The organism is Micromonospora sp. CNZ309 (genome assembly GCF_002846525.1).
Window position 1 is genome coordinate 692,114 of the sequence record NZ_PJNG01000001.1, and the last position, 9,204, is coordinate 701,317.

At 73.6% G+C, this 9,204-nt stretch carries 4 protein-coding genes; 3 read left to right on the plus strand and 1 reads right to left on the minus strand.

The window, feature by feature from the left end:
• The first annotated feature begins 49 nt into the window (after positions 1–49).
• Both mhpA and CLT72_RS03075 read left to right on the plus strand, forming a co-directional pair.
• Positions 50–1,621 (plus strand): bifunctional 3-(3-hydroxy-phenyl)propionate/3-hydroxycinnamic acid hydroxylase MhpA, encoded by a 1,572-nt coding sequence (gene mhpA / locus CLT72_RS03070; protein WP_101409417.1) that lies wholly within the window; start codon positions 50–52, stop codon positions 1,619–1,621.
• 29 nt (positions 1,622–1,650) lie between these two features.
• Entirely contained in the window at positions 1,651–2,538 is an 888-nt protein-coding gene (locus tag CLT72_RS03075; RefSeq protein WP_101409418.1) for a class I SAM-dependent methyltransferase, read from the plus strand.
• 70 nt (positions 2,539–2,608) lie between these two features.
• Here CLT72_RS03075 and CLT72_RS03080 read toward each other — a convergent pair whose 3' ends face one another.
• Complete coding sequence (locus tag CLT72_RS03080) at positions 2,609–3,370, minus strand: thioesterase II family protein (RefSeq protein ID WP_101409419.1); 762 nt, start codon at positions 3,368–3,370, stop codon at positions 2,609–2,611.
• 284 nt (positions 3,371–3,654) lie between these two features.
• Between CLT72_RS03080 and CLT72_RS03085 the strand changes: the two genes are divergently transcribed.
• Positions 3,655–9,201, plus strand: a complete 5,547-nt coding sequence (locus CLT72_RS03085) for a type I polyketide synthase (RefSeq protein WP_101409420.1) — start codon at positions 3,655–3,657, stop codon at positions 9,199–9,201.
• Positions 9,202–9,204: the final 3 nt, after the last annotated feature.

The window sequence follows — 9,204 nt, forward strand, 5'->3', positions numbered from 1 at the left end:
CCGTCCCTGCGACACCGTGTCCGACCGACCCTGCGAGGAACCGATACCGATGCTGATGACCGACGTCCTGATCGTGGGCTACGGCCCCGTCGGTGAGATGCTCACGATCCTGCTGGCGCAGCGGGGGCTCACCGTCACGGCGGTCGAGCGCTGGGCCACCCCGTACAACTTCCCGCGTGCCGTGTCGTACGACGGGGAGGCGAGCCGCATCCTGGCCGCCGCGGGCGTCGCCGACCGGCTCGGCCCGGTGGTGGAGTCGTCGGGCGAGTACACCTTCAAGAACGGCTTCGGCCGGACCCTGCTGCACGTCAAGGTGACCGGCGAGGGCCCGATGGGCTGGCCCGACTCGGTCTCCTTCTACCAGCCGGGACTGGAGGCGCTGCTCGCCGAGCGGGGAGCGGAGCTGCCGGGCGTCACGGTGCTGCGCCCGTACCAGGTGACCGGCCTGGTCGAGCACGACGACCGGGTCGAGGTCACCATCGCCGGACCGGACGGCGAGGAGGTCCGCGCGGCCCGCTGGGTCGTCGGCTGCGACGGGGCCAACAGCTTCGTCCGGGAGCACCTGGGCGGCGGCGTCACCGACCTCGACTTCACGTACGACTGGCTGGTCTGCGACGTCGTGCCGCACGAGGCCCGCGAGTTCAAGCCGAACAACCTCCAGGTCTGCGACCCGGCGCGCCCCCGCACGGCCGTGTCGGCCGGCCCCGGGCACCGGCGGTGGGAGTTCATGCGGGTGCCGGGGGAGAGCCGGGAGGAGTTCGAGAGCGTCGAGAGCGTGTGGCGGCTGCTCGGCCTCTTCGACATCACGCCCGACAACGCGACCCTGGAGCGGTACGGCGTCTACACCACCCAGGCGTGCTCGGCCGGACGCTGGCGCTCCGGGCGGATCCTCATCGCCGGCGACGCGGCGCACGTGATGCCGCCGTTCATGGGGCAGGGGATGAGTTCCGGCTTCCGCGACGCCCTCAACCTCGCCTGGAAGCTCGACCTGGTGCACCGCGGCCTGGCCGACGAGGCCCTGCTGGACACCTACCAGGAGGAGCGCTGCGCGCACGTGCAGCACGCCATCCGGATGTCCATGGACTCGGGCACGGTCATCTGCGAGACCGACCGCGCCGCCGCGGCCGGCCGGGACGCCGCCATGCTCGCCGAGCTGCGCCGGCGTACCGCCCGCCCGCGCACCCGTTCCCTGCTGGAGCCCCTTGCCGGCGGGGTCCTGCACGGCCGCCCCGACGAGGCCGCCGGCGCCGGCGTGCCGATGCCGCAGGGACGCGTCGAGGTCGACGGCCGCGCCGGGCTCTTCGACGAGGTCGTCGGCACCGGCTTCGTCCTGCTCTGCGCCGAGGAACCCGACGCCCTGCTCGACGCGGACGCCCGGGCCGTCCTGGACTCGCTGGACGCCCGGGTCGTCCGGGTCGTTCCCGCCGGTGCGCCCGCCCCTGGACCCGGCGCCGCGCCGACCGTCTTCGACCTCGACGACGTGTACCTGCCCCACTTCAAGCGGTACGACGCCGTGGCGGTGCTCGTCCGGCCCGACTTCTACGTCTTCGGCACGGCCGCCGACCCGGCCGGTGTGCCCGCGCTCGTCGAGGACCTGCGCCAGCAGGTCCGGCGCGGCTGATCGGCATCCATCCACCGGAAGGAACCCACATGTTCGAGAACCTGAAGATCGCCGGCCGGGCGATCCGCACGGTCTTCACCGCCGACCCCATCACCCGGGTCCGGCGCTTCTACGAGATCCAGTCGCCCGACGTCGAGTTCGCCGCCCGCCGCACCCACTACATGAACGTGGGCTACTGGTCCGAGGGGGTCACCGACCTCGACACGGCCGCCGAGGCGCTGGCCGACAAGCTGGCCGACGCCGCCGGGTTCAAGCCCGACGACACCGTCCTCGACGTCGGCTTCGGCTACGCCGACCAGGACTTCAAGTGGCTGCGCGAACGCCAGGTCGCCAAGGTGTACGGCCTGAACATCACCCCGCACCACGTCGAGGCGGCGCAGCGCCGGGCGCAGGAGGAGGGCCTCGCCGACCGGACCGACTTCCGGCTGGGCAGCGCCACCGAACTGCCCTTCGAGGACAACACCTTCGACCGGGTCGTCGCCCTGGAGTCCGCCTTCCACTTCTACCCGCGCAGTGCGTTCTTCGCCGAGGCGCTGCGGGTGCTGCGCCCGGGCGGCGTACTGGCCACGGCCGACATCATCCCGGTCAGTGGCGACGTGGTCCGCGCGGCCATCCAGTCCGGCCCGCTGAGCTTCGTCAAGTTCAGCATCCCCAAGGAGAACTGGCACGACCGGGACACGTACCGGCAGGAACTCGTCGAGGCCGGCTTCGCCAACCCGGAGGTGCACTCGATCAAGGAGCGCACCTGGGAGGGCTGGCGGGCGTACATGGCCGGACGGACCGAGGACCCGGAGTTCCGCGCCGTCGTCAAGCCCGCCGTCCGCAAGAGCATGGCCGCGCACTGGAAGAACCAGGACCTCATGAAGCGCGAGCTGGCGCAGCTCGACTACGTGATCGCGGTCGGCCACAAGCGATGACGCCCCGCACGGACGAGGGGCCCGCCGACCGGTCGTGACACCGGTGGACGGGCCCCTCGTCCGTTCGGATTCAGACTGCCGGCGCCGTGCTCAGGGCCGTCGAGATGGCCCGCAGGACCGCCGGCTGGTGCTCGGCCAGGAAGAAGTGCCCGCCCGGGTAGACCTTCAGGTCGAACGGACCCGTGGTGTGGGTCGACCAGGCCCGGGCCTCCTCGACCGTCGTCTTCGGGTCGTCGTCGCCGGTGAAGACGGTGATCGGGCAGCTCAGCGGCGGACCCGGCCGGTAGGTGTAGGTCTCCGCGGCCCGGTAGTCGCTGCGGATCGCCGGCAACGCGGCCCGCAGCATCTCCGGGTCCCCGAGGACGGCGGAGTTGGTGCCGCTCAGCTTCCGTACGTCGGCCAGCAGGCCCTCGTCGTCGAGCTGGTGCACCGTCTCGTGCCGAGGCTGCGACGGCGCGCGGCGCCCGGACGCGAACAGGTGCGCGGCCGAACCGCCGTCCTGCTCGATCAGCCGGGCGAGCTCGAAGCCGACGCTGGCCCCCATGCTGTGCCCGAAGATGGCCACCGGCTCGTCCATCCACGGCCGCAGCACGGTAAACACCTCACGCGCGAGCTCGTGGATGTCACCGATGCACTTCTCGTGGCGGCGGTCCTGCCGGCCCGGGTACTGGATCGACAGCACCTCGACGCCGGGGGAGAGGCTGCGGGAGACGGGAAAGTAGAAGCTGGCCGAGCCGCCGGCGTGCGGCAGGCACACCAACCGCCGGGCGCCGCCCGGAGCCGGGTGGAAACGTCGCACCCACAATCCGTTGTCGGTATCTGGCGTGGTCATCCTCTGGCGGTCCTTCCGGCGGCTGCGGTTCCGACCGGATCGGCGCGGACCCGGTCGAGGCGACGCTAGTGCGACGGGTCGGGACCGGACACCCCTAGCTGGTCGGTTGCCTGGTTAGGGGTTGTCCGCGCTCGCGCGGACGCAATAACTTCTCCCCGCAGATGGGGATCTGCGTGGCTCTCGGCCGAGCGAGCCGAACGACAGATACAGGTGTCGCCTGAGACTTCTGCGCATTCGTACCGTCGCTTACGTCGAGTCTCCGCCGTGAATCGCGATGGGCTGGGTTGATGGACACCGAAGAGAAGCTCCGGGAGTACCTGAAGAGAGTCACCGCCGACCTGCGGCGGACCCGGCAACGGCTCCGGGACGTCGAGGCCGAGGCTCAACAGCCGATCGCGATCGTCGGTACGGGCTGCCGGTTCCCGGGCGGGGTACGCACGGCCGAGGAGCTGTGGGACCTCGTCGCGGCCGGCGGCGACGCCATCGCCTCCTTCCCCACCGACCGTGGCTGGGACCTGGACGCGCTCTACGACCCGGAGCGCTCCCGACCGGGCACCTCCTCCGTACGCGAGGGCGGCTTCGTGCCCGACGCCGCCGAGTTCGACCCCCGACTGTTCGGGGTATCGCCGCGCGAGGCCCTCGCCATGGACCCGCAGCAGCGGCTGCTGCTGGAGACCTCCTGGGAGGCCGTCGAGTCGGCGGGCATCGACCCCACCAGCCTGAAGGGCGCCCGGGTCGGGGTCTTCGCCGGCATGACCCACAGCGGGTACGCCCACCCGCCGGAGACGCCGCCGGCGGGCGTGGAGGACTACCTGGGCCTCGGCAACGCGGGCAGCATCGCCTCGGGCCGGGTGGCGTACTCGTTCGGGTTCGAGGGGCCGGCGGTGACGGTGGACACGGCGTGTTCGTCGTCGCTGGTGGCGTTGCACCTGGCGGTGCAGGCGCTGCGGTCCGGGGAGTGTGACCTCGCGCTGGCCGGCGGCGTGACGGTGATGCCCACCCCGGCGGTGTTCGTCGACTTCACCCGGCAGGGCAACCTGTCCCCGGTGGCCCGCTGCCGGGCGTTCGCCGACGCGGCGGACGGCACGGCGCTCGCCGAGGGAGTGGGCGTGCTGCTGGTGCAGCGGCTGTCGGACGCGCGGCGTGACGGCCGTCGGATCCTGGCGGTGGTGCGGGGCACGGCGGTGAATCAGGATGGTGCGTCGAATGGTTTGACGGCGCCGAACGGTCCGTCGCAGCAGCGGGTGATCCGGCAGGCCCTCGCGAATGCCGGGCTGGGTGTCGGGGACGTCGACGTGGTGGAGGCGCACGGTACCGGCACGACGCTGGGCGACCCGATCGAGGCCCAGGCTCTGCTGGCGACGTATGGGCAGGGTCGGGATGTGCCGTTGTTGTTGGGGTCGGTGAAGTCGAACATCGGTCACACGCAGGCGGCTGCCGGGGTGGCCGGGATCATCAAGATGATCTCGGCGATGCGGGCGGGTGTGGTGCCGGCGACGCTGCACGTGGACGCGCCGTCGTCGCACGTGGACTGGGCGTCCGGTGCCGTGGAACTGGTGACGCGGACGCGTGAGTGGCCAACGGTGGAGCGTCCCCGGCGGGCGGGCGTGTCGTCGTTCGGCATCTCCGGCACGAACGCGCACGTGATCCTGGAGCAGCCGGAACCCGGGACCGATCCCGGGATCGAGGCGGAACCGGCGGCGGGCCCCCCGGGGTCGCCGGTGCCGTGGGTGGTGTCGGGGCGCTCGGAGCGTGCTCTGGCGGGTCAGGCGGCGCGGTTGGCGTCGTTCGTGCGTGGTCGTGGTCTGTCGCCGGTGGATGTGTCGTGGTCGTTGGTGACGACGCGGGCGGCGTTGGAGCACCGTGCGGTGGTGTGGGGTTCGTCGGTGGACGAGCTTGCCGCTGGTCTGTCGGCGGTGGCCGAGGGTCGGTCGGCGGTGTCGGGTGTGGTGTCGGCGGGTCGTCGGGCGGTGTTGTTCACGGGTCAGGGTTCGCAGCGCGCCGGTATGGGCCGCGAGCTGTACGAGGTGTTCCCGGTGTTCGCGTCGTCTTTCGATGCGGTGTGCGCCCAGTTTGATGGCCTGTTGCCGCGCGGGTTGCGGGAGGTGGTGTTCGCGGAGGCGGGCGGTGCCGACGCCGGCCTGGTGGATCAGACCGTGTTTGCGCAGGCGGGTTTGTTCGCCGTCGAGGTGGCGTTGTGGGAGTTGTTGGCGTCGTGGGGTGTGCGGGCGGATTTCCTGGCGGGTCATTCGATCGGTGAGGTGACGGCCGCGTATGTGGCGGGGATGTTGTCTCTCGCTGATGCGTGCACGTTGGTGGCGGCGCGGGGTCGGTTGATGCAGGCGTTGCCGGCTGGTGGCGTGATGGCGGCGGTCGGCGCGGCCGAGGCCGATGTGCGGGGGGTTATCGAGGCTGCGGGTGCCGGGGTGGACGTGGCGGCGGTTAACGGGCCGGCGTCGGTGGTGGTGTCGGGTGCCGCCGACGAGGTCGCCTCGGTGGTGGCGGCGGCGCGTGAGCGGGGTTGGCGGGTCAAGGAGTTGTCGGTCAGTCACGCGTTCCATTCGCGGTTGATGGATCCGATGTTGGACGAGTTCGCGTCGGTGGTGGCGGGGCTGGACTGGCGGGTGCCGCGGGTGCCGGTCGTGTCGAACGTGACGGGCGCGGTGGCGGAGGCGGAGGAGATCACCGATCCCGCCTACTGGGTGCGGCACGTGCGGCAGCCCGTGCGGTTCGCCGACGCCGTACGCACCCTGCACCAGCAGGACGTGACGCACTTCCTGGAGGTCGGCCCCGACGCCGTGCTCACCGCGATGGCGCAGGACTGCGTCGAGGAGACCGGCGACGTCCGGTTCACCGCCACGCTGCGCGCCGGCCACCCCGAGGCCGACACCCTGCGCACCGCCCTCGCCGAGCGGTACGTCACCGGCGGCCACGTCGACTGGGCCGGGTACCTCACCGCTGCCGGCGCGCGGCCCGGCACCGTCGCCCTGCCCACGTACGCCTTCGACCACCAGCGCTACTGGCTCAACGCCACCACCGGCGACGCGGGCGCGCCCGGGCTGGGCGTCCGCCCCGTCGACCACGCGCTGCTCGGCGCCGCCGTACGCGTGGCCGACGACGACGTACGGGTCTTCGGCACCGAACTCTCCGTGCGTACGCACCCGTGGCTCGCCGAACACGTCGTCTGGGACTCGGTCGTGGTGCCCGGCGCCGCCCTGGTCGAAATGGTCCTGCACGCGGGCGCGCAGGTCGGCTGCGACACCCTCGACGAGCTGACCCTCCAGGCTCCGCTGGCGCTCGCCGAACAGGGTGCCCGCGCGGTGCAGGTGAAGCTGGGCGCGGCGGACGAGGAGGGTCGCCGGCCCGTCACCATCCACTCCCGGGCCGCCGCCGACCCGGACGCCGAGTGGGACCGCCACGCGGTGGGCGTCCTCTCACCCGTCGTACCGCAGCCCGACGGGTCCGACCCGTCGCCGTGGCCGCCCACCGCCGCCGCCGTCGTCGCGGTCGACGGGATCTACACCGAGCTGTCCCGCCTGGGCGTCGAGTACGGCCCGCTCTTCCGCGGCCTGCGCGCCGTCTGGCGTACCGACGACGAGGTGTGCGCCGAGGTGGCGGTGCCCGACGGCGCCGAGGTCACCGGCTTCGGCATCCACCCCGCGCTGCTGGACGCGGCCCTGCACGTCGTCGGCCTGCTCGACGCCGACGGGGAGGCCTCGGGCGTACGCCTGCCCTTCGCCTGGACCGGCGTCACCCTCGCGGCGGTCGGCGCGACGGCACTGCGGGTCCGCGCCCGGCGCAGCGGCGGCGGGGTCACCCTGACCCTGACCGACCCGGCCGGCACCCTCGTCGCCCGCATCGCCTCCCTGGTCTCCCGTCCCGTGACCGCCGACCAGGTACGCGGCGCCGGCGCGGCCGTCGACGCGCTCTACGACGTCGTCTGGCAGAGCGTGCCGGCGGGCGCCCCGGTGACCGGCGACGCGGTGCTCCTCGGCGACGCCCCGTCCGACCTGTCCGGACTTCCCAGCTACGGGCTCACCGCGCTGGCCGAGGCGGTCGACGTCGGCCTGCTCGACCAGGAGTTGGTGCTGCTCGCCGCGTACGCCGACGACGAGCGCGCCCCGGTCCCCGCCGCGACCCGCGCCCGGCTCGCCGCCGTGCTGACCGCCGTGCAGGGCTGGCTCGCCGACGACCGGCTGGCGCAGCGGCGGCTGGTCGTGCTGACCCGCGGGGCCGTGCCCGCCGGCGACACCGGCCGCGCGGTCGACCTGCCCGGCGCGGCGGTCTGGGGCCTGCTGCGCTCGGCCCAGGCCGAGCACCCCGACCGTCTCGTGCTCGTCGACCTCGACGGGGCGGGGCGACCGCAGGCCGGCACGGTGGACCTGGTGGCCCGGGCGGTCGCCACCGGCGAACCCCAGCTCGCGGTCCGCGCCGACGCGGTGCTGGCGCCCCGGCTCACGCCCGCCGCCCTCGACGCGGCGCTGGGCGCCGACCTCGACCCCGACGGGACGGTCCTGGTGACCGGCGCCACGGGCGCCCTCGGCGGCCTGCTGGCCCGGCACCTGGTCACCGCGCACAAGGTGCGCCACCTGCTGCTGGTCAGCCGGCGCGGGGCGGACGCCCCGGGCGGTGCGGAACTGCTGACCGAGCTGGCCGGGCTGGGCGCGAACGCCCGGCTGGTGGCCGGCGACGTGGCGGACCGGGACCTCCTCGCCGCGCTGCTGGCCGCGATCCCCGCCGAACACCCGCTCACCGGCGTGGTCCACGCCGCTGGCGTCCTCGACGACGCGGTGATCTCGGCGCTGACCCCGGAGCGGATGTCCGCCGTGCTGTCCGCCAAGGCCGACGCGGCCTGGCACCTGCACGAGCTGACCCGGGGGCGGAACCTGTCGACGTTCGTCCTCTTCTCGTCGGTCGCCGGCGTGCTCGGCGGCCCCGGGCAGGGCAACTACGCCGCCGCGAACGCGTTCCTGGACGGCCTCGCCCACCACCGGCACGCCGCGGGCCTCGCCGCCACCTCCCTGGCCTGGGGCCTCTGGGCCGCCGACAGCGGGATGACCGGCGCCCTCGACGCCGCCCAGCGGCAACGGATGAGCCGCAACGGCCTCAGCCCGCTCGACACCGAGCAGGCCCTGCGCCTCTTCGACGCCAGCCTGCGCGGCGGACGCCCCCACCTGGTGCCGGCGCTGCTCGACCCCGCCGCGCTGCGCCGGCAGGCCGACGCCGGGCAGCTCCCGGCGCCGCTGCGTGGCCTCGTCCGGGCCCGGCGGCGCGTCCTCGGCGGCGGCGACGGCGGGCCGTCCTTCGCGCAGCGCCTCGCGGCCACGCCCGAGGCCGAGCGCGGCCGGCTGGTGGAGGACCTGGTCAAGGCGCAGGTCATCGAGGTGCTCGGCTACCCGCCGGCCACCGTCGTGCCGTCCGGGCAGACGTTCACCGGACTCGGCTTCGACTCGCTGACCGCCGTGGAGCTGCGCAACCGGCTGACCACCCTCACCGGGATCCGGCTGCCGGCGAGCCTCATCTTCGACTGCCCCACGCCCGCCGCCCTCGCCGACTTCCTGCTGGTCGACGCCGCCCCGCCGGCACCCGAAGCGGGCCTGCTGGCCGAGCTGGACCGGCTGGAGGCCGCGTTCGCCGCGACCGGGCCGGAGGAACTGGAACGACTGGCCGGCGACGACGAGACGCGGACGGCCGTGGCGGTCCGCCTCCGGGCGCTGGTAACCAGGTGGAGCGACGCCACCGACCGGCCGGCCGACGTCAGCCAGGCCCTCGACGAGGCCTCGGACGACGAGCTGTTCGACTTCATCGACCAGAAGTTCGGCCGATCCTGACCA

Excerpts from the sequence above, each read along its gene's own strand:
- mhpA (WP_101409417.1), top strand. The coding sequence starts at position 50 with ATGCTGATGACCGACGTCCTGATCGTGGGCTACGGCCCCGTCGGTGAG.
- CLT72_RS03075 (WP_101409418.1), top strand. The coding sequence starts at position 1,651 with ATGTTCGAGAACCTGAAGATCGCCGGCCGGGCGATCCGCACGGTCTTC.
- CLT72_RS03080 (WP_101409419.1), bottom strand. The coding sequence starts at position 3,370 with ATGACCACGCCAGATACCGACAACGGATTGTGGGTGCGACGTTTCCAC.